Annotated in this window: 20 protein-coding genes and 1 pseudogene; 17 read left to right on the top strand and 4 right to left on the bottom strand. The window is 36.7% G+C overall.

Annotated elements, in window-relative coordinates:
* Positions 1-9: 9 nt before the first annotated feature.
* The 16 genes and pseudogenes from PYW42_RS08465 to PYW42_RS08390 all read left to right on the top strand — a co-directional run bounded on the left by PYW42_RS08465 (position 10) and on the right by PYW42_RS08390 (position 16,643).
* Positions 10-1,047: a sugar-binding transcriptional regulator gene (locus PYW42_RS08465; RefSeq protein WP_002357092.1), complete on the top strand. Its 1,038-nt coding sequence runs from the start codon at positions 10-12 to the stop codon at positions 1,045-1,047.
* Positions 1,048-1,086: 39 nt separating this feature from the next.
* Complete coding sequence (gap, locus tag PYW42_RS08460; protein WP_002357093.1) at positions 1,087-2,088, top strand: type I glyceraldehyde-3-phosphate dehydrogenase; 1,002 nt, start codon at positions 1,087-1,089, stop codon at positions 2,086-2,088.
* A 126-nt stretch (positions 2,089-2,214) separates the two neighbouring features.
* Positions 2,215-3,408 (top strand): phosphoglycerate kinase, encoded by a 1,194-nt coding sequence (locus PYW42_RS08455; RefSeq protein WP_002357094.1) that lies wholly within the window; start codon positions 2,215-2,217, stop codon positions 3,406-3,408.
* Positions 3,409-3,456: 48 nt separating this feature from the next.
* A complete protein-coding gene (tpiA, locus tag PYW42_RS08450) occupies positions 3,457-4,212 on the top strand; it encodes a triose-phosphate isomerase (RefSeq protein ID WP_002362045.1) in 756 nt (251 codons plus the stop codon).
* A gap of 131 nt (positions 4,213-4,343) precedes the next feature.
* Positions 4,344-5,642 carry a phosphopyruvate hydratase gene (eno, locus tag PYW42_RS08445; protein ID WP_002357098.1) on the top strand — a complete coding sequence of 433 codons (1,299 nt, stop codon included), beginning with the start codon at positions 4,344-4,346 and terminating at the stop codon, positions 5,640-5,642.
* 353 nt (positions 5,643-5,995) lie between these two features.
* Positions 5,996-6,820: an NAD(+) hydrolase TcpF gene (gene tcpF / locus PYW42_RS08440; protein WP_002400675.1), complete on the top strand. Its 825-nt coding sequence runs from the start codon at positions 5,996-5,998 to the stop codon at positions 6,818-6,820.
* Positions 6,821-6,836: 16 nt separating this feature from the next.
* Positions 6,837-8,198: a deoxyguanosinetriphosphate triphosphohydrolase gene (locus tag PYW42_RS08435; RefSeq protein WP_002400674.1), complete on the top strand. Its 1,362-nt coding sequence runs from the start codon at positions 6,837-6,839 to the stop codon at positions 8,196-8,198.
* A 211-nt stretch (positions 8,199-8,409) separates the two neighbouring features.
* Entirely contained in the window at positions 8,410-8,625 is a 216-nt protein-coding gene (locus PYW42_RS08430; RefSeq protein WP_002357102.1) for a hypothetical protein, read from the top strand.
* 143 nt (positions 8,626-8,768) lie between these two features.
* On the top strand, positions 8,769-11,540 hold the full coding sequence (locus tag PYW42_RS08425) for a sigma 54-interacting transcriptional regulator (RefSeq protein ID WP_010816131.1): 2,772 nt from the start codon (positions 8,769-8,771) through the stop codon (positions 11,538-11,540).
* A gap of 71 nt (positions 11,541-11,611) precedes the next feature.
* Positions 11,612-12,031 carry a PTS sugar transporter subunit IIA gene (locus PYW42_RS08420; RefSeq protein WP_002389037.1) on the top strand — a complete coding sequence of 140 codons (420 nt, stop codon included), beginning with the start codon at positions 11,612-11,614 and terminating at the stop codon, positions 12,029-12,031.
* A gap of 11 nt (positions 12,032-12,042) precedes the next feature.
* Positions 12,043-12,513 (top strand): annotated as a pseudogene (locus PYW42_RS08415) (PTS sugar transporter subunit IIB).
* 15 nt (positions 12,514-12,528) lie between these two features.
* On the top strand, positions 12,529-13,320 hold the full coding sequence (locus tag PYW42_RS08410) for a PTS mannose/fructose/sorbose/N-acetylgalactosamine transporter subunit IIC (RefSeq protein ID WP_002411382.1): 792 nt from the start codon (positions 12,529-12,531) through the stop codon (positions 13,318-13,320).
* Positions 13,301-14,134, top strand: coding sequence for a PTS system mannose/fructose/sorbose family transporter subunit IID (locus PYW42_RS08405; RefSeq protein WP_002384383.1), 834 nt, complete (start codon positions 13,301-13,303; stop codon positions 14,132-14,134). The genes PYW42_RS08410 and PYW42_RS08405 overlap by 20 nt, the downstream gene beginning before the upstream one ends.
* Before the next feature lie 10 nt (positions 14,135-14,144).
* Positions 14,145-15,221, top strand: a complete 1,077-nt coding sequence (locus tag PYW42_RS08400; RefSeq protein ID WP_002400670.1) for an SIS domain-containing protein — start codon at positions 14,145-14,147, stop codon at positions 15,219-15,221.
* The gene (locus PYW42_RS08395) at positions 15,215-16,219 is read left to right on the top strand and encodes an SIS domain-containing protein (protein WP_002369188.1); all 1,005 of its coding nucleotides are present in this window, start codon (positions 15,215-15,217) and stop codon (positions 16,217-16,219) included. The genes PYW42_RS08400 and PYW42_RS08395 overlap by 7 nt, the downstream gene beginning before the upstream one ends.
* Positions 16,220-16,292: 73 nt before the next feature.
* Positions 16,293-16,643 (top strand): DUF2200 domain-containing protein, encoded by a 351-nt coding sequence (locus PYW42_RS08390; protein WP_002360043.1) that lies wholly within the window; start codon positions 16,293-16,295, stop codon positions 16,641-16,643.
* A 199-nt stretch (positions 16,644-16,842) separates the two neighbouring features.
* On the opposite strand, the gene PYW42_RS08385 is transcribed toward PYW42_RS08390, so the two are convergent.
* Positions 16,843-17,202: an iron chaperone gene (locus PYW42_RS08385; RefSeq protein WP_002400669.1), complete on the bottom strand. Its 360-nt coding sequence runs from the start codon at positions 17,200-17,202 to the stop codon at positions 16,843-16,845.
* Positions 17,203-17,352: 150 nt separating this feature from the next.
* Positions 17,353-17,502, bottom strand: coding sequence for a hypothetical protein (locus PYW42_RS08380; RefSeq protein WP_002357118.1), 150 nt, complete (start codon positions 17,500-17,502; stop codon positions 17,353-17,355).
* A 208-nt stretch (positions 17,503-17,710) separates the two neighbouring features.
* Between PYW42_RS08380 and PYW42_RS08375 the strand changes: the two genes are divergently transcribed.
* Positions 17,711-19,546 (top strand): LTA synthase family protein, encoded by a 1,836-nt coding sequence (locus PYW42_RS08375; RefSeq protein ID WP_002400668.1) that lies wholly within the window; start codon positions 17,711-17,713, stop codon positions 19,544-19,546.
* A 37-nt stretch (positions 19,547-19,583) separates the two neighbouring features.
* Here the strand turns inward: PYW42_RS08375 and PYW42_RS08370 are convergent, their stop codons facing one another.
* Positions 19,584-20,765: a multidrug effflux MFS transporter gene (locus PYW42_RS08370; protein WP_002400667.1), complete on the bottom strand. Its 1,182-nt coding sequence runs from the start codon at positions 20,763-20,765 to the stop codon at positions 19,584-19,586.
* Between the two features lie 109 nt (positions 20,766-20,874).
* Complete coding sequence (locus PYW42_RS08365) at positions 20,875-21,270, bottom strand: DUF3224 domain-containing protein (protein WP_002362038.1); 396 nt, start codon at positions 21,268-21,270, stop codon at positions 20,875-20,877.
* Positions 21,271-21,281 lie beyond the last annotated feature (11 nt).

Here is a 21,281-nt window from a genome sequence, read left to right as displayed (position 1 = left end):
GAGCGCATCATGTTAAAAGAATTTAAAATGATTGAAGCAGTTGCTCCAGATATGCTCGATGTATTACAAGAAAGATTCCAAATTCTTCGCAATATTTATTGGATGCAACCTATTGGACGTAGAAGTTTATCAGAAACGATGGGAATTACAGAGCGAGTCTTGCGTACAGAAACAGATGTTTTGAAGCAGCTCAACCTGATTGAACCTTCAAAAAGCGGAATGACATTAACAGAACGCGGTTTGGAAGTCTACCAAGGCTTAGAATTAGTCATGAATCAATTGCTTGGCATGCACCAAATCGAAAAAGAAATGACACAGTACTTTGGCATTCAACGTTGTATCGTTGTTGCAGGAGATAGTGATATCCAAAAGAAAGTTCTTTCGGACTTTGGAGATGTCTTAACCAATACGCTGAATTTACTCTTACCAAATGGTGAGAATACAATTGCGGTTATGGGTGGGACAACAATGGCCATGGTGGCCGAAAATATGGGATCACTAGAAACTGAAAAACGTCATAATTTGTTTGTTCCAGCCAGAGGAGGGATTGGTGAAGCAGTTTCTGTCCAAGCCAATTCAATTAGTGCTGTAATGGCCAACAAAACGGGTGGTAACTACCGGGCGTTATATGTCCCAGAGCAATTGAGTCGTGAAACGTATAATAGTTTATTACAAGAACCCTCGATTCAAGAAGTTCTTACGTTAATTAGTCATGCCAACTGTGTGGTGCACAGTATTGGTCGAGCGTTGCACATGGCGGCACGCCGAAAAATGTCTGATGACGAAATGGTTATGCTCAAACAAAAAAATGCCGTGGCAGAATCGTTTGGTTATTTCTTTGATGAAGAAGGAAAAGTGGTCTATAAAATTCCACGAATTGGCCTTCAATTAAAAAACTTACAAGAAATTCCCTATGTCGTCGCAATTGCGGGCGGCAAAACGAAAGCCAAAGCCATTCGCGCATATATGAAAAATGCACCAAAACAAACGTGGCTCATCACAGATGAAGCTGCTGCAAACGAGATTTTAAAAGGGGTAACCCTTTAAAATAAAAAATTTTTGATTTTCATAAGGAGGAAATCTTTAATGACAGTTAAAGTAGGTATTAATGGATTTGGACGTATCGGACGCTTAGCTTTCCGTCGTATCCAAGATGTAGAAGGAATCGAAGTAGTTGCAATCAACGACTTAACAGATGCTAAAATGTTAGCACACTTGTTAAAATATGACACAACTCAAGGCCGTTTCAACGGTACAGTTGAAGTTCACGAAGGTTCATTCAACGTTAATGGCAAAGAAATCAAAGTTTTAGCTAACCGTAACCCTGAAGAATTACCATGGGGCGAATTAGGCGTAGACATCGTTTTAGAATGTACTGGTTTCTTTACTTCTAAAGAAGCTGCTGAAAAACATTTAACTGCTGGTGCAAAACGTGTAGTTATTTCAGCTCCTGGTGGTAACGATGTACCAACAATCGTTTACAACACAAACCATGAAACATTAACTGGAGAAGAAACTGTAATTTCAGGCGCTTCTTGTACTACAAACTGCTTAGCTCCAATGGCTAAAGCTTTACATGACAACTTTGGTGTTGTTGAAGGTTTAATGACAACTATCCACGCTTACACAGGTGACCAAATGACATTAGACGGACCACATCCTAAAGGCGACTTCCGTCGTGCGCGCGCTGCTGCTGCAAACATCGTACCTAACTCAACTGGTGCTGCTAAAGCAATCGGCTTAGTAATCCCAGAATTGAACGGTAAATTAGATGGCGCTGCTCAACGTGTTCCTGTAGCAACTGGTTCATTAACTGAATTAGTTACTGTATTAGACAAAGAAGTTACTGTTGATGAAGTAAATGCAGTAATGGAAAAAGCTGCTAACGAATCTTATGGTTATAACACAGACGAAATCGTTTCTTCTGATATCGTAGGTATGACTTACGGTTCATTATTCGATGCAACTCAAACAAAAGTGATGACAGTTGGCGACAAACAATTAGTTAAAACTGTTGCTTGGTATGACAACGAAATGTCATACACTGCTCAATTAGTTCGTACTTTAGAATACTTCGCTAACTTATAAGATTCATTCTTATCATTAGTGAAATTTGAACAATTGTGAAATAATAAGCGGGGAAGCAACGCGCTTCTCCGCTTTCTTTTTTTAAAAAAGAAAAATCCTAAAATTGACAATACAGGAGGTCTACTCATGGCTAAAAAGACAATTAAAGATGTAGATTTAAAAGACAAAAAAGTCCTTGTCCGTGTTGACTTTAACGTTCCGTTAAAAGATGGCGTGATCACAAACGATAATCGTATCGTAGCGGCTTTACCAACAATCAAATACGTGATTGAAAATGGCGGAAAAGCAATTCTTTTCTCTCATTTAGGTCGTGTAAAAACAGAAGAAGACAAAGCTGGCAAATCATTAAAACCAGTGGCTGAACGTTTAAGCGAATTACTAGGTCAACCAGTTACTTTTGTTCCAGAAACACGTGGTAAAGAATTAGAAGACGCTGTTAACAATATGAAAGATGGCGACGTTTTAGTATTTGAAAACACTCGTTTTGAAGATGTTGACGGCAAAAAAGAAAGCGGCAATGACGCTGAATTGGGTAAATACTGGGCTTCTTTAGGCGATGTATTTGTCAATGATGCTTTTGGTACTGCACACCGTGCACATGCCTCAAACGTTGGAATTGCTTCAACTGGTATCCCAACAGTTGCTGGTTTCTTAATGGAAAAAGAAATTAAATTCATCGGCGAAGCTGTTGAAAATCCAAAACGTCCATTCGTAGCAATCTTGGGTGGCGCAAAAGTTTCTGACAAAATCGCTGTCATTGAAAACCTAATTGAAAAAGCCGACAAAATTTTAATCGGTGGCGGTATGGCTTACACATTCATGAAAGCACAAGGCTATAGTGTTGGTTTATCTTTACTTGAAGAAGATAAAGTGGACTTAGCGAAAAGCTTAATGGAAAAAGCTGGCGACAAATTAGTTTTACCGGTTGATACAGTTGTCTCTAAAGAGTTCAGCAATGACGCTCCTTTCCACACGGTTCCTTCAACTGAAATCCCAGATGATGAAGAAGGCTTGGATATTGGTGAAAAAACAATTGAATTATTCGCTAACGAATTACAAGGTGCGAAAACAGTTGTTTGGAATGGACCAATGGGCGTATTTGAAATGAGTAACTTTGCCAAAGGAACAATTGGTGTTTGTGAAGCGATTGCTAATTTAGAAGACGCAACAACAATCATCGGTGGTGGGGACTCTGCTGCTGCAGCAATTCAATTAGGCTACGAAAACAAATTCTCTCACATCTCAACAGGTGGCGGAGCAAGTTTAGAATTATTAGAAGGCAAAACTTTACCAGGTTTAGCTTCTATTAACGATAAATAATCAGTTTAAAAGACAATATTTTTAAAAAAAGAAAAGGATGTGCTTTTCATGCGCAAACCAATTATCGCTGGTAACTGGAAAATGAACAAAACTTTAAGCGAAGCACAAAGCTTTGCAGAAGCAGTAAAAAATGCTGTTCCATCAAACGACGTTGTTGACGCTGTGATTGGATCTCCAGCATTATTCTTAGCTCCTTTAGCTTGGAACCTAAAAGATTCTGAAGTGAAATTAGCTGCACAAAACTGCTACTGGGAAAACGCTGGTGCCTTCACTGGTGAAAACTCACCAGCTGCAATTGCAGATTTAGGTGTAAACTATGTGATTATCGGACACTCTGAACGTCGCGAATATTTCCACGAAACAGATGAAGATATCAATAAAAAAGCCAAAGCAATCTTTGCAAATGGTATGACACCAATCTTCTGTTGTGGTGAAACTTTAGAAACGTATGAAGCTGGTAAAACAGCGGAATGGATCGAAGGTCAAATCACTAACGGCTTAGTTGGTTTATCAAACGAACAAGTTGCTTCAATGGTTATCGCTTACGAACCAATCTGGGCAATCGGAACTGGTAAATCTGCAGATGCTAATATTGCAGATGAAATCTGTGGTGTTGTTCGTTCAACAGTTGAAAAATTATACGGCAAAGAAGTTTCTGAAGCTGTTCGTATTCAATACGGTGGTTCTGTTAAACCAGAAAACATCGCTGAATATATGGCAAAAGAAAACGTTGACGGTGCTTTAGTCGGCGGCGCAAGCTTAGAAGCAGACTCATTCCTAGCTTTATTAGATGCTGTAAAATAAGAAATCACTAACGGTAACGTTTTCTCAATGACTTTTGCAAAAAAATGTTTGCATAGTTTGCGAGAATTAACTACAATCATACATGAGGGAATCCCCTTAGTATAAATACAAACTCAAAGGAGAGACAAAACATGTCAATTATTACTGATATTTACGCACGCGAAGTCTTAGACTCACGCGGTAACCCAACAATCGAAGTAGAAGTTTACACTGAAAGCGGAGCTTTCGGCCGTGGAATGGTTCCTTCAGGAGCTTCAACTGGTGAATACGAAGCAGTTGAATTACGTGATGGCGACAAAGCTCGTTACTTAGGTAAAGGTGTTACTAAAGCTGTAGATAACGTAAACAACATCATTGCTGAAGCAATCATCGGTTACGATGTACGCGATCAAATGGCTATCGATAAAGCAATGATCGATTTAGATGGAACTCCTAACAAAGGTAAATTAGGTGCTAACGCTATTCTTGGTGTGTCTATCGCCGTAGCTCGTGCTGCTGCTGATTACCTAGAAGTGCCTTTATATCATTACTTAGGCGGATTCAATACAAAAGTATTACCAACTCCAATGATGAACATCATCAACGGTGGATCACATGCTGACAACAGTATTGACTTCCAAGAATTCATGATCATGCCTGTAGGTGCGCCTACATTCAAAGAAGCTTTACGTATGGGTGCAGAAGTATTCCACGCATTAGCTTCAATCTTAAAAGGTCGCGGCTTAGCTACTTCAGTAGGTGACGAAGGTGGTTTCGCTCCTAACTTAGGTTCAAACGAAGAAGGTTTCGAAGTAATCATCGAAGCTATCGAAAAAGCTGGCTATGTTCCTGGTAAAGACGTTGTTCTTGCTATGGATGCTGCTTCTTCAGAATTCTACGACAAAGAAAAAGGCGTTTACGTTTTAGCTGACTCAGGAGAAGGCGAAAAAACAACTGAAGAAATGATCGCGTTCTACGAAGAATTAGTTTCTAAATACCCAATCATTTCAATCGAAGACGGCTTAGACGAAAACGACTGGGACGGATTCAAAAAATTAACTGAAGTATTAGGCGACAAAGTTCAATTAGTTGGTGACGATTTATTCGTAACAAACACAACTAAATTAGCTGAAGGTATCGAAAAAGGTATCGCTAACTCAATCCTAATCAAAGTTAACCAAATCGGTACTTTAACTGAAACATTTGAAGCAATCGAAATGGCTAAAGAAGCTGGCTACACTGCAGTTGTATCTCACCGTTCTGGTGAAACAGAAGATTCAACAATCTCTGATATCGCTGTTGCAACAAACGCTGGCCAAATCAAAACTGGTTCATTAAGCCGTACTGACCGTATTGCTAAATACAACCAATTATTACGTATTGAAGATCAATTAGGCGATGTAGCTGAATACAAAGGCTTAAAATCTTTCTACAACTTAAAAAACAAATAATTCATTTAATGAATAACGCTTAAAGGGACAATTGGTTAATGAACCAATTCTCCTTATACTCGGACGTAAAAACACGCCTTTCTGCAAAGAAAGGCGTGTTTTTTTATATTTATAAAAATATTGAAAAAAATAGATTAGAAATAACTTCAACCGTACATCGCTCTATAATCACTTGTTTAAAAATAACAAAACATTAACAAAACAACATTATATAAAAATTTAATAAAACAAAATAATTGTTATTTTATAATTTTAGTATTGACTGGTTTCAGATAACGCTGTACGCTTAAAGAAATAGTATAGAATTTCACAAAAAAATGAAAATACAAATTTAACTTGGAGGATGTTGAGTAGTGAGCAACGGGAAAAAGATTTTTATTAGTCATAGTTCAAAGGATCAAGAATATGTGGATGCGTTTATCCAATTGTTGAAAAAGTTTGGGTTTCGAACACAGGATATTTTTTATAGTTCCGCTATTGAAACAGGTGTACAGCCAGGAGAATTAATTTTTGACACGATTAAAAGGGAGCTAACCAATCAACCTGTCATGCTGTATTTTTTATCTGATCATTATTATCAGAGTATTCCATGTTTAAACGAAATGGGTGCTTCTTGGATGCTATCAGATAAACACTATCCAATTGCGTTAAATAATTTTTCTATGAAAGATATGAAAGGTGTTATTAGCAGTGAGCGTTTGGCGATTGCGTTTAATGATAAGACAAGTACTAATGAAATCAACTGCTTATTAAAAAAGTTATCTCATGACACAGATGTACAAGCTGAGCCAGATTTTGAACTAAACGTTGAGAAAAATATTCAGCCATTCCAAAATAAACTGACACAACTGATTCGACAAGCAAGTTATTTAAAACCTGATGAAAAGGGATATTTTGAAACGACTCTTAGCACTCATCGTCCTGTGTATGGCACAGCAAAAGGGGTGTATGACTGTTTTAAATTACCTAGCTTAATTGAGCCTAAAAGTTTAGGTTTAGACACGCTATCAGAGGATGAAAGCCATTGGCTATTCTTTTTTCTTACGTGGGGAACTTTTCAAGAAGGCGAAAAAGTGCGGTTTAAATTGAAAAAGGATAAGGCGTATAACAATCGGGAATTCAGTGATATTGGTAAATGTAAAAATATTTACGTCTCTTATTTAGAGAAGGTAGAGTAATTGGAGGAGGTAATAAATGAAAATGAATTGGCGTCAGTTGGTTGGTACATATCGTATTTCTGATAATGGTAAACAATATCAAAATGACTGGTTAAATAAGCAAGTTGATTTAGCCACAGAACTTCGTAAATCTTTAGATAGTGACTATCGTAGAGTAATTAAAAGTGATGCATTTAGACGTTTACAAGACAAAACACAAGTTTTTCCTTTAGAACGTAATGATTTTGTAAGAACGCGTTTAACGCATAGCTTAGAAGTGGCAATGCATAGCAGGGATATACTTAGATTAGTTATTTCACAGTTGAACGAACGAAACATTGAGGTTATGGAATTATCAGAATGCTATCGGTTGTTAGAAACAGCTGCATTAATCCATGATATTGGCAATCCCCCTTTTGGACATTTTGGGGAAGAAGCCATTCGTATTTGGTTTGAAAAAAATGGTCCTTTGTATGCTTGTTGGTCTGATTTTTCGGAGCAACAACAAAATGATTTTCTTAACTTTGAAGGAAACGCTCAAACCATCCGACTTTTAACAAAACTGCATCATGATAATGGGACTTCTAAAGCAGGAATGAAACTAACTGCCACGACATTAGATACAGTTATCAAATATACGGCATCTTCAGATCAATTAAATAAGCAACAGCTTTTGTCTAAAAAAGTTGGCTATTTTTACTCGGAAAAACAAGTGTTTAACGCCATTAAATTTGCGACAGGAACACAAAATAAGCGACACCCATTAGTCTTTTTGCTAGAAGCCTCAGATGATATCGCCTATACTTTTTCAGATATCGAAGATGCCTATAATTATGGTTTATACAGCTATCAAGATTTAAAGCAGTTTGTTGATGGGCAAACAGGAACAAAAAAATTTTTAATGTTAGAAAAAGATAAAACAGAAGAAGCTACCTTACAAGAATTTTTGAGAAAGACACAAAGAGCTGTTTGTCAAAGCGTAGCGAAAAATTTTGCTAATCATTATGACTTAATTATGAGAGGTATCTATCATAATGAAATTATCATTGAAGATTGTGATGAAGTGAAATGCTTTCAGGCATTAAAAAACTTTTCTAGAGTCTATGTTTTTCAAACAAAAACAATTTTGGATCAAGAGGTATTGGGCTTCAATATCATCAATCGTTTACTAGATGAATTTGTTCCAGTCGTACTGAAATATGAAAAAGTTTCCATGAATAAGTATGAGGAGCGAATCTTTAATAATATTTCGGAAAGCGCGAAAGCGTTGTATAGAAGAGAAGCAAAGAACGCTACAGAAGCAGAAAAAGACTATTATCGTTTGAAAATGGCGGTGGACTTTGTATGTAATATGACGGATGGATATGCCAAAAAAGTTTATGATACATTATTCACTTAAAATTTGAGAAAAAGCTTCTCAGCGGTTGCCGCCGCTGAAGAAAACTAGTTCATTGCACAGGCTGATCGTTTCAGTAAAAATTTTAAAGATGCTAGTAATTTCACTGAAAATCGGGTACACTAAAATTAGCTAGTGTAACTAGCAAAAAAGGCAACTGGAATAGATAGGTTGTGCTGTCTATGAAGGGCTTTGTTTGTCAGGTGGTGCTGACATGCAAAGTGCCTTTTTTCTTTTTCTCAACATTTTAAGGACAAAAAACGATTGCAACATGTCACAATCGCTAACCTCGGAGAAAAAGGAATTTTTCTCCAATGGTCATTTCGATAACCTGTTGTGTGTTTCGAAACATTCAGAACGGTGGTGCGTTCTTTCAGTGCCTAATTATCCAATTCGTTTCTTGTTCCTCTATTTACAGTATACTGAATGAAAGCCTATTCTGCAATGATAGAATCAGGTTCCTGTGATTAAATAACATAAAAAATGGGCTCCTTATATAAAGAAAAATAACAAAAGAAATTTTGAATATTGACGTTTTTTTTAGGTACGTTATGATAAATGAGAGGTGATTTTATGTTAAAAATGCAAATTGTTGATTATTTACGCAATCAAACAGCTTTTTTTGAACCATCTTTAGTCAGTGAAATTTTCACAGCAAGCAATATTGCAACGACATTTTCTATCAAACGAAATACAGCTAGTCACTATTTAAATCAGTTAAACGAAGAAGGGATTCTAGTTAAGATCAATACACGACCAGTTTACTTTTTTCATAAAGAAGCGTTTCAACAACAAAACTATCTTTTAAAAAGAACTGTTTATCAAAGTTTCCAAGAAATGATCGATGAACAGCCTGTTTTTGATCGCAAAAGTGATTTTTTTCAGTCGGTCATTGGTTATCGAGGTAGTTTAGCCCAGACCATCGAACAATTAAAAATAGCAGCGCTTTATCCTGGCGGTGGATTGCCTGTCTTAATTACAGGTGAAAGTGGTACGGGTAAAAGTTTTTTAGCATCCTTATATTATCAGTTTTGTCTTTCAAAAGAACTACTTGACGATTCAGCACCTTTTGTGACAGTTAATTGTGCGCAATATGCCAACAATCCAGAGCTTTTAACTAGTCAATTATTTGGGCATCTTAAAGGCGCTTTTACGGGAGCAGATTCCGATAAAATTGGAGCCTTTCAAAGTGCAGAAGGGGGCGTTTTATTTTTAGATGAAGTTCATCGTTTGAGTCCTGAAGGGCAGGAAAAATTGTTTACATTTTTAGATCAGGGTATTATTTATCGGATGGGTGAAACCAATCGGCCCATTCCTGTTACGTGTCGGTTGTGCTTTGCCACAACTGAAGAAATTTCTAGCACCTTTTTAACGACATTTTTAAGACGAATTCCTATTCAAATTAAAATCCCAAGTCTTGCTGAACGCACTCAAGCGGAAAGAAAACAATTAATTATGCGAGCATTTTATGAGGAACAGCAAGCTATTCAAAAAGCAGTTACTATCACGCCACAAGTTATCCAACTTTTAGAAAACCACCATTATGTAGGCAATGTAGGTGAATTAAGAAATAATATAAAAATTATTACTGCACGCAGCTTTGCCGCCAATCTTGATAAACGTGTTATTCCAATCACTTTACACGATCTACCGAAAGAATTTCTGGATCAATCAATCAAACTAGCTCCTAATGAAAATGAATTGCCTATTCGTTTAGATGAGCAAACAAATCTGATTAGTTTGTTAGAGGAAACAGAGCTTGCGCAAAGAAGAATTATCCAGAGTTATGAACGAATCCTTCGTCTTTATGTCTCTCACCATCATCATCTTTCCACTGCCAATAACGACATCTCGAAAGAAATTGAACGCTTATTCGATGATTTATTATTTGAAAAGAAGCGAGAGAAAAATCACGAAATGCTATTGTTTATTACGCAAAATATCCGTCAATTATTGGAAACGATTGAATCGTCTTATCAAATTCGGTTTAATGGCAGTTTAGTCTATGCATTAAGCACCTATCTGTTTCAACGAAGATGTATTGATTGGTTTCCAGAAAAAGAACCTACAACAGTCATTGACGAACTTTTAACAGAAGTTCAAACTAAATTAGCAACTAGTTATGGCTACGCTGAACAACTGTTAACTTTAGTGAAACGTTCATTAGATATTGAACTATCCCAGATGGATCGAATTATTGTCACCATTTATCTTCACTATTCGGGTTCAGTAAAGGAAAGTCACTATCCGAAAGCGGTGATTGTTGCCCACGGATATGCCACAGCAAGTAGTATTGCGAATGTTGCAAATCGGCTGTTAAATGTGCCAATTTTTCAATCGTTTGACATGCCGTTAGATGTTACTCCCAAAAAAATTTCCGAACACTTAATTCACTATATGGAACGTCAAGAAACGAGGAATGGTTTAGTAATTCTTTTTGATATGGGTTCATTGAAAGAAATTTATCAGTATTTTCCGGCAGAAGAAGAAGGTCCTTTTTTATTAATGAATAATGTGACAACAAGCTTGGCTCTATCTATAGGAGAAGCCATTAAAGACGAAGTTTCTTTTGAAGAATTGCCCCAAAAAGCGTTAACGGTTCATCCAAATGAATGGGAAATCATATTACCTGAAAATAAAACGGAACGTGTCATTTTAACAACGTGTAGTACCGGAATTGGCACAGCCGTTAAAATTAGAGATTTACTTGAAAAAAGTTTACCTGCGGAAGCACAATTAAAGATTATTCCTTGTGAATATAATCAATTACGTAATGCAGAGTCGATCAAAGAAAGTTTTCCAGAATATGAGATTGTCGGCATCATCGGTACAAACAACCCGTCTTCAAATGACCTCCCGTACATCTCTTTAGAAGAGTTGATTGCAGGAAAAGGAATTACGACCCTTTTAGAATGGACAAAGAGAGAATTAACTAAAGATATGCTGTCTTATGTAAATCATGAGTTGATTCGGAACTTTTCATTAGATCGGGTCATTCAATCAGTGACGATTTTAGATACAGAAAAAATTATTCGACAAGTAGAAGTCTTTTTAATTCAATTAGAAGAGCGGTGGCAACAAACAATTCAAAATGATCGTAAATTAGCGGTATATGTCCATGTCAGTTGTTTAATTGAACGATTAATCCGGAATGAACCTATTGAAAATTATAATGGCGCCGAACAACTAAAGCAGTGTCAAAGAACGGTCTTGCAAGAGTTAAAAGAGGCGTTTAGTGTCATTGAAAAAGTTTATAGTGTCAATATACCTGAATCGGAGCTTTTTTATGTCTATGATGTGTTGTTTGGAAAAACGGAGTTTAACAACGCAGAAAGCGATTTTTAAAATAAAAAGGAGGGAGTGCCACTTTTTTGGCACTCTTTTTGCTATATAAAGAAGTAAGTGAGGTGAAGAAAATGGAACGTAAAATTATTCTGGCAACACATGGTAATTTCGCTGCAGGGATTCAGACATCATTAGCTTTAATTTGTGGTGAAACAAAGAATGTGGAATGTCTTTGCGCTTATATGGAACAACCTTATGATTTAGCCAAGACGGTCAAAGACATTTTAAAGAACAATCAACAAAATGAATTAATTGTGATTACAGACCTATTTGGCGGAAGCGTGAATAACGAATTCTTTAATTATGTGGGGAAACAAGCAATGCATTTAATTTCAGGATTAAATTTAGCAACATTAATTGAAATATATACCCAAATAAATACTGTTGATTCATTAGTTGATTTAGTAAAACGTGCCGTTGAAAACGGACAAGAAAGTCTTTGTTATTGTAATGAGTTATCTAGTAAAGAAATTTTAGAAGAAGAATTTTAGGAGGAAATGAAATGATTAAATTGTTAAGAGTCGATCATCGCTTGTTACATGGTCAAGTGGCTTTTTCATGGACCCAAGGCTTAGGCGCCGATTGTATTTTAATCGCAAATGATGACGTACCTAAAAATGATATTTGAAAAACAACCATTAAGCTAGCTAAGCCAGCAGGAGTAAAACTGGTCATTAAAACGATTGAAGATGCGATTGCCGCACTAAAAAGTGGTGTTACAGAAAAATACAAACTTTTTATTGTAGTTGAGAGTGTAGAAGATGCTTATCGATTGGCTACTGCTTATCCAGAAATAAAAGAAATTAACTTAGGAGGGATGAAAGTAAGGGAAAATACTCGAAACATTTCTAAAGCAATTAATATCACACCGGATGAAGAAAAAATGGTTAAAGAATTGGTCGCAAATGGTTGTGAAGTTGAAATTCGACAAGTCCCAAATGACAAAAAAGTAGCAGCATTAAATGTCTTGTAGAAAGGAGAAATACAAATGATAGGACAAGCGATTCTTTTAGGTTGCATCGCTTTTATTGCGCAGTCGGAATATGCTTTAGGAACCTCGTTGCTTTCAAGACCAATTGTAACCGGTTTATTTGTCGGAATTGTATTAGGTGATGTCAAAACGGGCGTAATCATGGGCGCGACCTTAGAGTTAGCTTTCATCGGTTCTTTTTCAGTGGGCGCATCAATCCCACCTGATGTAGTGACTGGTGGGATTCTTGGTACAGCGTTTGCTATTACTGCTGGCGCAGGAACAGAAACAGCCTTAGTCTTAGGCTTGCCAATCGCAACGTTAACGTTGATTCTTAAAAATATTTATTTGGGTTTGCTCATCCCAATCATGAGTCAAAAAGCTGATCAGTATGCTGAAGAAGGAGCATATAAAGGGGTGGAGCGCATGCATTTACTTGCAGGCTTTGGCTTATCGTTCATGCTAGCGCTCATTGTAACTATTTCATTTACCGTGGGCAGCAACACCATTAAAGGCTTACTTGATCTGATCCCTGAATTTATTCAACATGGGTTGTCTGTTGCAACTGGGATTATTCCAGCGCTAGGATTTGCGATGCTTGCACGCTTACTGATTAACAAACAAGTGGCGCCATATTTCTTTTTAGGCTTTGTCTTAATGGCTTACTTTAAGTTACCTGTAACAGGAGTAGCAATTTTGGGTGCCATTACAGCAGTAATTGTTGTGAATATCATGAATTATGCCAAAGGAAAGAATGAAACAATACAAACAACAAGTGGGGAGGTAATTGATGATGACGAAGACTTCTAAAACTAAGACAGAAAACTTAATTACAAAAAAAGAACTTAATCAAGTCTTTTGGCGTTCATTCCAAATGGAATTTTCATGGAATTATGAACGTCAGATGAATATGGCTTATGTCTATGCCATGATCCCTATTTTAAAGAAATTATATCCTCAAAAAGAAGAGATGGCGGCAGCTTTAAAACGGCATCTTGCTTTCTTTAATACCACGCCGCATATCGTGACGTTTATTTTAGGAATTAATGCTGCAATGGAAGAAGAAAATGTTCTGGACGAAAATTTTGAAGTTGGAACAATCGATAGTATTAAAACCTCGTTAATGGGACCTTTAGCTGGTTTAGGTGATTCCTTTTTCTGGGGAACCTTACGCTTGATTGCAACAGGTGTTGGAACTTCGTTAGCTTTACAAGGGAATGTGTTAGGGCCAATTCTATTTTTACTCATTTTTAACGTCCCCCATGTGATTGTTCGTTATTTACTGAATCGTTGGGGCTATAAATTAGGAACTGGTTTTCTCAAAAAAATTCAAGCAAATGGCATGATGGAAAGTCTCACATTAGGCGCTTCAATAATTGGCTTGATGGTGGTAGGTGCTATGACCGCCTCCATGATTGATTTAACTATCCCGATTACAATCAGCGGAAGTGGCAAAAATGCAGTCACGGTTCAAAGTATCTTTGACGATATCATGCCTAAATTATTACCGCTTGCATCCTTTGGTTTTGTTTTTTATTTATTGAAAAAAGAAGTAAAACCTTTAGCGATTTTAGGTGGCATGGCAATTGTCGGAATTCTTGGCTCATTAATTGGTCTATTTTAGGAGGCAAAATATGAAAACGATGCTGGATTATATAAATGAGGAGCAAGCAGCCCTAACTCAGATTCTTAACCAATTTCAATTAACTGATACAGACGTTTCAAAGGTCACGCACTGTCTAATTTTAGCAACTGGCTCGTCACATAATGCTTGTCAGGCGGCTAAAGTTTACCTTGAAGAAGTGGCGCCTATTTATGTGGAAATCCAAGAGCCGTTCAATTTTGCTCATTATGGCAAAGTGGATGATCGGTTTGATCTGGTCGTAGCGGTTTCGCAAAGTGGTAAAAGTGCTTCAACAATTGATGCCATTGCAAAAATTAAAAACCAAACGTCTGTAAAAACAGTGGCCTTGACAAGTGATGTCACCAGCCCGATTACGGAGGTTGTGGATGAAGTCCTGGATTTAAAAATGGGGCTTGAAACAGTTGGTTTTGTCACAAAAGGCTATACGGCAACACTTTTAAATTTATTTCTATTTGGTTTGAAACTGGGCTATCAAAAGCATCAATTAACAAAAGTAGAGGTTGAAGAAGAATTAGCAAAACTTGCCAAAGCAATTCAGGAAATCGATTCGGTGATTTATAAAACCGAACAATTTTGGCAAAAAACGAAAAAAGAATTAACAGAGGGGACACGATTTATCGCAATTGGTTATGGGCCCAATATTGGTACGGCGAAAGAGTTTGATACGAAGTTTACAGAAACAGTTCGCTTACCTTCCCAAGGATTTGAAGTCGAAGCCTATATGCATGGGCCTTATCTTGAAGCGGATACTACACATCTTTTGTTTTTTATTGAGAATCAAAGTCCTATTCAAGCACGTAGCCAAGCCTTGAAAAATTATCTAGCCAGTTATGTTGGCCAATGTTACACAATTACAACGCGTTCAACGCGAGCATCAAATACGTTAGGTTTAGCAAGTGATGTCGAAGAAAAAATTAGTCCTTTATTGTTAGTTATTCCATTTCAATATTTGGCGTATCAAGTAGCTACAAGTAAAGGAATTGATTTATCTCAACGGATTTTTGATGATTTTGATTGTGTCCTAAAAAGTAAAATAGCAAAGAAAGAGGGAAATCAGCCATGTTAAAATTTAATGAAGAACAACAAATCAAAGACATACGAGGTGCCTTAGCCTTGCGTTCAGATGTTGAAAAAGTTGTTGATCAAGTTTGGACGAAAGGATTTGATGCGGTCTATTATTTAGGAATCGGCGGTACTTATGCTTCAGCCATGCAAGCAGTTACTTATGCGAATGGAAAAAGTAATTTACCAATCTATGTTCAACATGCTGCTGAGTATTACACAACAGGCAATAAACGTTTAACAGAAAAATCATTCGTCATCTTGTCTTCCGTTACTGGGACAACACAAGAAGTGGTGCAAGCCGTTCAAGAAATCAAAAAGGTCGGCGCAACGTTATTTGGTTTTATCGATGCAAAAGACAGTCTTTTAGCAGATTTATGTGATTATGTGGTGACTTATCCAGCTCCAGGAACTGAGCAAATCAAGTTCTTTATGGTAGCTGATCGTTTAATGCAAAAAAACAACGAATTTACAGATTACGAAAATTATTACCAAGAATTGGAAGAATATTTGCCTACAGGTTTAGCTGAAGCCGAAAAAAGTGCCGATGCGTTTGGCTTAGCTTTTGCGGAAAAACATCGTCATGATAGCATTCACTATTTTATTGGCGCAGGAAACCAATGGGGAGCGGTCTATTCTTATGCAATGTGCTATTGGGAAGAGCAAAGTTGGCTTCGTTCAAAATCAATTCATGCAGCAGAGTTCTTACATGGAACGCTAGAAATTGTAGATGAAACTACGCCAGTAACGTTGTTTATTGGAGAAGACGAGCAGCGACCGTTGGCAGAACGAGTAGCAAAATTATTGCCGAAAATCTGTGCCAATTATACAATTATTGATTCGAAAGCGTATGAACTTCCAGGAATTAGTGAAAAATATCGTGGCCGAGTTGTTTCATTTCTCCTAATGCATGCGGTAACGCAACGCATTGATGCGCATGTAGAAAAATTAAATTGTCACCCATTAGAGATTCGTCGTTATTATCGTCAATTTGATTACTAAGACAAAATAGCCTCTTTTTCCAGCAAGCCTGTGGTAGACTGAAGAGAGAATACTTCAGAAAGTAGGAAAACCAATGACAAAACCGAAAATCTATACAATGACCTTTGCCAGTGTTTACCCGCTATACATCCAAAAAGCAGAACGTAAAAATCGAACGCAAGCGGAGGTTGACGAAATTATTTACTGGTTAACTGGTTATGATGAAAAAGGGTTGCAACAACAATTGGCTCAAAAAGTAACGATGGAAACATTTTTTGAAGAAGCACCCAATTTTAATGAAAACGCCCAATTGATCAAAGGCGTAATTTGTGGCTATCGCGTGGAAGAAATTGAAGATCCTTTAATGCAAAAAATCCGTTACCTAGATAAATTAATCGACGAATTGGCCAAGGGAAAAGCGATGGAAAAAATTTTAAGAACATGAAGAGGTCGGGACAGAAGTGTTTAACTCCGAGAACCAAGTAGGTACTATTTAACATCTATTTGCTTTGCAAATAGTGTTTCTCAGCAATAAGAAGGAATTTCCGAAAATTGTTCTTTAATTTTTGGAGAATTTCGGCTTATTTCCGAAGGAGTTGCTTCTGTTCCCGCCGTTTATCAGTTTTTGAGCGTGGGACAAAAATTCAAAGTGATTTTTGTCCCACGCTCTTCATGTTTTCTTGTACACGGAATTTAACTATTTCCTGTATTAACGAAAGAGGTAACTCTTGCGTGTAGGGAAATTGAATGGCACCTTTCGAGGTTTTAAAAGGGCGTAATTCTTTGCTGAAACGTTGGATGGCTGATGGCGTAGGATAGAAACCTAAATGTTGCTTGGCCGCCGCAAAATGCACTAAATTGCCATTTAAGTAAAAGGTCGGCATTCCATAAGCAATTTTTTCAGTAGTCTCCTGAGGAACAACCGCTAAAATTGCTTGGTAGATTTCTGTTAACTGTGTTTGATGTTGGGATTGCTGGCGTATATAGTTTGCAATGATGGTCATCTAAAAACACCTCCGTTTGTTTCAGTATACTATGTAAAAAATAAAAGGCGAAGAGGATACAAAAAAACCGTCTAGTATTTTTTCTTTACTAAACGGCTTTTAGCTTAAATAACTACCTAAAGGGTCTTGCATGGAAATGTTTGTCACTCCTTAGTTTAATTGTTTTAAGTGTGCAATTGCTTCTTCAATTGTGTGACCAGTTGCTGTTTTACTTTCATTTTTTGCATCGAAAACAATGAAAATATTTTTGTCTGTGTCTAATTGAATACGGTATTGAATGTTTTTTACTTTGTAAGTCATAGTTATTCTCCTTTCATAAAGTACTCTAAAAAGGCGACGATAACTGATAACGAAATTCCATTGTTACTATACCACTGGAAAATTATTTTTGCAACAAATAACATTTTTTCTTTACCATTCCTTAGACTTCTTTGCTAGCTACTTCTTTACATTCTTTTTCAAGAAGCATAAAATAAATACATTACTAGTTTTTGAATAGGAGATCGATGTGAAAAAGAGAGTTGAGAAATTTAGACGATGGCCTTACCGCTACCTTTTGTATGGAATCGGGTTCATCTTATTAATTATTTTTAGTAATTTATATTTGCAATGGTGTCAGAATAACTTGTCTGTTGATTTAGCCTTCAAGTTTGCTTTTTCGTGGCATACGGAAAAGTTTTTCTTAGGTTGTTTTGTGCTAAGCGTTTTTTTACTTTTTTTATGTAGTTTGGCAGGCTCATTAGGAGTTGGCGCTCTTTTATATAGTGTCATAATAGGTGTTTTAGGATTTGCGGACTATCAAAAGATGTTTTATCGTGTCGAACCTATTTACCCAGACGACTTAAAAATGATCACAGAAGTTAGTTTATTAAAAGAAATGGTTGGTTTATGGCCGTTTGTTTTTGTGGTAGCGTTAGGTTGTGTAGCACTTTTTTTCTTAGGAAAAGCTTTTTATAAAAGTTTCTTTTTATCGAAGAAAAAACAAACGATTCGTGTGTTAAGTCTTGTTCTTTCGATTGGTCTATTTTCATATATTGGTGATTTTAACAATCCGCAAAATTTGTTACGTAAAGCCTATAATAAAACCGCGTTATGGATTCCTTACAGCCAAAAAATGAATTACTACAATACAGGATTTATTGGTGGTTTTCTATATAATTTAAAAGTAGAGGCTATGGACCAACCAAAGGGTTATTCAAAAGAAGCTATTTCAGAAATTACTCAGAAATATCAAAAGTTGGCCGAGGCGAAAACAGTGCCGAGCAATGAGCAACCAAATATTGTGTTTGTCATGAGTGAAAGTTTTTCAAATCCAGATCATCTGAAAGGTTTGTCCATTATTGGTAACCCTTTAGCTGATTATCAGCAAATCGCTGATAAAACTTACAGTGGCCAGATGCTTTCACAAAACTACGGGGGCGGAACTGCGAATATTGAATTTGAAGCCCTAACAAGTTTTTCGATGGAATTAATGAATGCCCAAATGACTACACCTTATACAATGATGATTCCTAAGATGACGGAATTGCCTTCCATTGTTTCATTACTTAAGGAACAAAAGTACCAAACAACGGCTATTCATCCGTACAATACATCTATGTATAAACGAAAAGATGTGTATAAAATTTTAGGTTTTGATCAATTTATCAATGAAAAAACAATGAACTATACGGATAAACTAGAAAATAATCCTTACATTTCAGATCAAGCAGCGTATCAGGAAGTGACGACACTGCTTAAAGAAAAAGAGCAACCGCAATTCATTCATTTAGTTACTATGCAAACACATATGCCCTATGAAAATAAATACACAACGTCCAATTATTTTTCTCAAGGAAACGGCAATCAAGTCGCGCTCAATAATTACTTGCAAGATATTGCCTACAGTAGCGAAGCTTTGAAAAATTTCCTACAAGAAATCGAAAAAATGCCCAAACGCACATTAGTCGTTTTTTGGGGAGATCACTTACCAAGTATTTATGATGAAAACATTCAAGCGTTGAATGAAGGGGCAGCCCTTCACCAGACAGAATTTCTAATGTATGATACGGCGAACCAGTTAACAGAAAAAAATCAGCATCAAGCAACTATTAGTCCATTTTATTTTGCTCCCTCACTTTTCCAACAAAGCGGCTTACCGCAATCGGGATTTTACGCTATGCTAAATGAGGTACAAGAACAATTGCCTGCTTTTGAAAAGGGGAATTACTATCTCGGTGGGGAATGGAAAAAAACAGTAGAAATGAATAAAAAGCAAGAACAACTATATGAGGAATACCGACTGATTCAATATGACATTGTTTCAGGGAAGCAATATAGTTTAGAAAATCAATTTTTTAGCTAAAAAAAACACACGAAATATTCGTGTGTTTCTTGATTTTTTATTTTAAAGTTTTACGATAAACAATGACATAATAGCTGAAAGCTAACAGACAAGCAAAACTTAAAAAGTAAAGCGGTAAGACCCAAATGGTACCATTGTGAAAGTAACTAATCAAATAGGTAAAGAAACTAACAAACAAGTAATAGACAAAACTAAAAATTCCACTGGCAGTACCAATTACAGATTCATAGCCTTTTAAGGCCATACTTAAGGCATTGGGCAAAGTAATATTAATCCCTAAGAAAAAGAGAAAAATAAACAAAATAAGACCAATGATTGTTTCAAATTGTGTCATTATTAATAAACAGCAAGCCGCAAAGATACTTAGCAGCAAACCAGCAAATGCAATTTTTTCCGCTGACCAATATCCTAGCAACCAATTGATAAGAACCGCAGCAAGAATACTAGACGCAGCTAAAATTAAACCAAGAAAGCCATATTGGACACTGCTAAAGCCAAAGTGATTGATGAAAATAAACGGAGCTTCTGCATAGTAGCTAAACAATAAACCATTAATGCCCCCAATCAATAAGCCGTAGCACCAAACTTTCGAGTCGAAGGAAAGGCGTTTCGCCACGGACCAAAAAGGCGCTTTCGTTAAGGTATTTCCTAAGTGAAAGGTTTCTGGTAAACGATAAAAACTATAGAAAAGTAATAGAACAGCCATGACAATTAAGGTGCTAAAGACATGCTGATAGCCAAAATAGGTTTGAACAAGTCCGCCGACTAAGGGTCCGATGGCAGGAGATAGCGATAGGGCAGCGCTTGTTTGAGCAAAAATTTTCCCTCTTTGAAGATCGTTAAAGCTTTCCCGCATCATTGATTGGGTAATGACAGAACCAACGCTTGCACCAAATGCTTGAATTAAACGGAAGAATAACAGCCAAGGAAATGTCGGACTCAAAAAAAGGCCAATATTTCCAATTAAATAGCATAAAATTCCTAATAACATAGCTGGGCGACGTCCAATCGTATCGGATAAAATTCCCCAGAATAAAACGCCAACGGCAAAGGCAACAAAATAAATACTCATGGTTAATTGTGCTACGCTATCGTGAATGTTAAAAGCAGAACTAAGCGCTGGCAAAATGGGTGTGAAAATCGACTCGCTGATTTGTGGAAATCCCACAAGCAAAATAATAATTAGTAATGATGGGACGGTGTTTCGGGTGTTTTTCATGATTTTTCTCCTTAAAAGTTTAATCTAATCAAAAACACCCATTGTCTTTTACAACCGCCAAATTTAAAATAAGTAAAATAATGTCACCAACTTTCCTTGAAATTTTTTATTATACAAAGTCTAAATGAAGAAGCGCTTCTTCTTGACTAAATTCATAAGTGTAGCGACCGGATAAACCGGCAAGCTCACCTGATGCTTGAAATAGTTCACCTGGGCAGTCTAAAAGACCCTGTGTAAACGTCCCTTTTTCGCAAGCCGTAAAGGTGCCTTTTTTTCCTAAATAAGTTCCTTCGAAATGTAGGAAACCGACCACTTGAGCCACAGCTTCAAGCCCATCAGCCATTGAAGAGCCTTGATAAGTCATTAAGTATTCCACAGAAGCTGTCCCAGATAAGGCGCCTGACAATTGATAAGTAGCGCTCGCTTGATTCACTGGGAAATTTTCATTAAGATTGTCAATCGGTTGTTCTTGCCAACTAGATACAGTAAATGATGCTTGCTCCATTGCTGTCCCTT

It is taken from the genome of Enterococcus faecalis (genome assembly GCF_029024925.1).
Classification (GTDB): Bacteria; Bacillota; Bacilli; order Lactobacillales; family Enterococcaceae; genus Enterococcus; species Enterococcus faecalis.
This window is presented reverse-complemented; position numbering and strand designations above follow the sequence as displayed.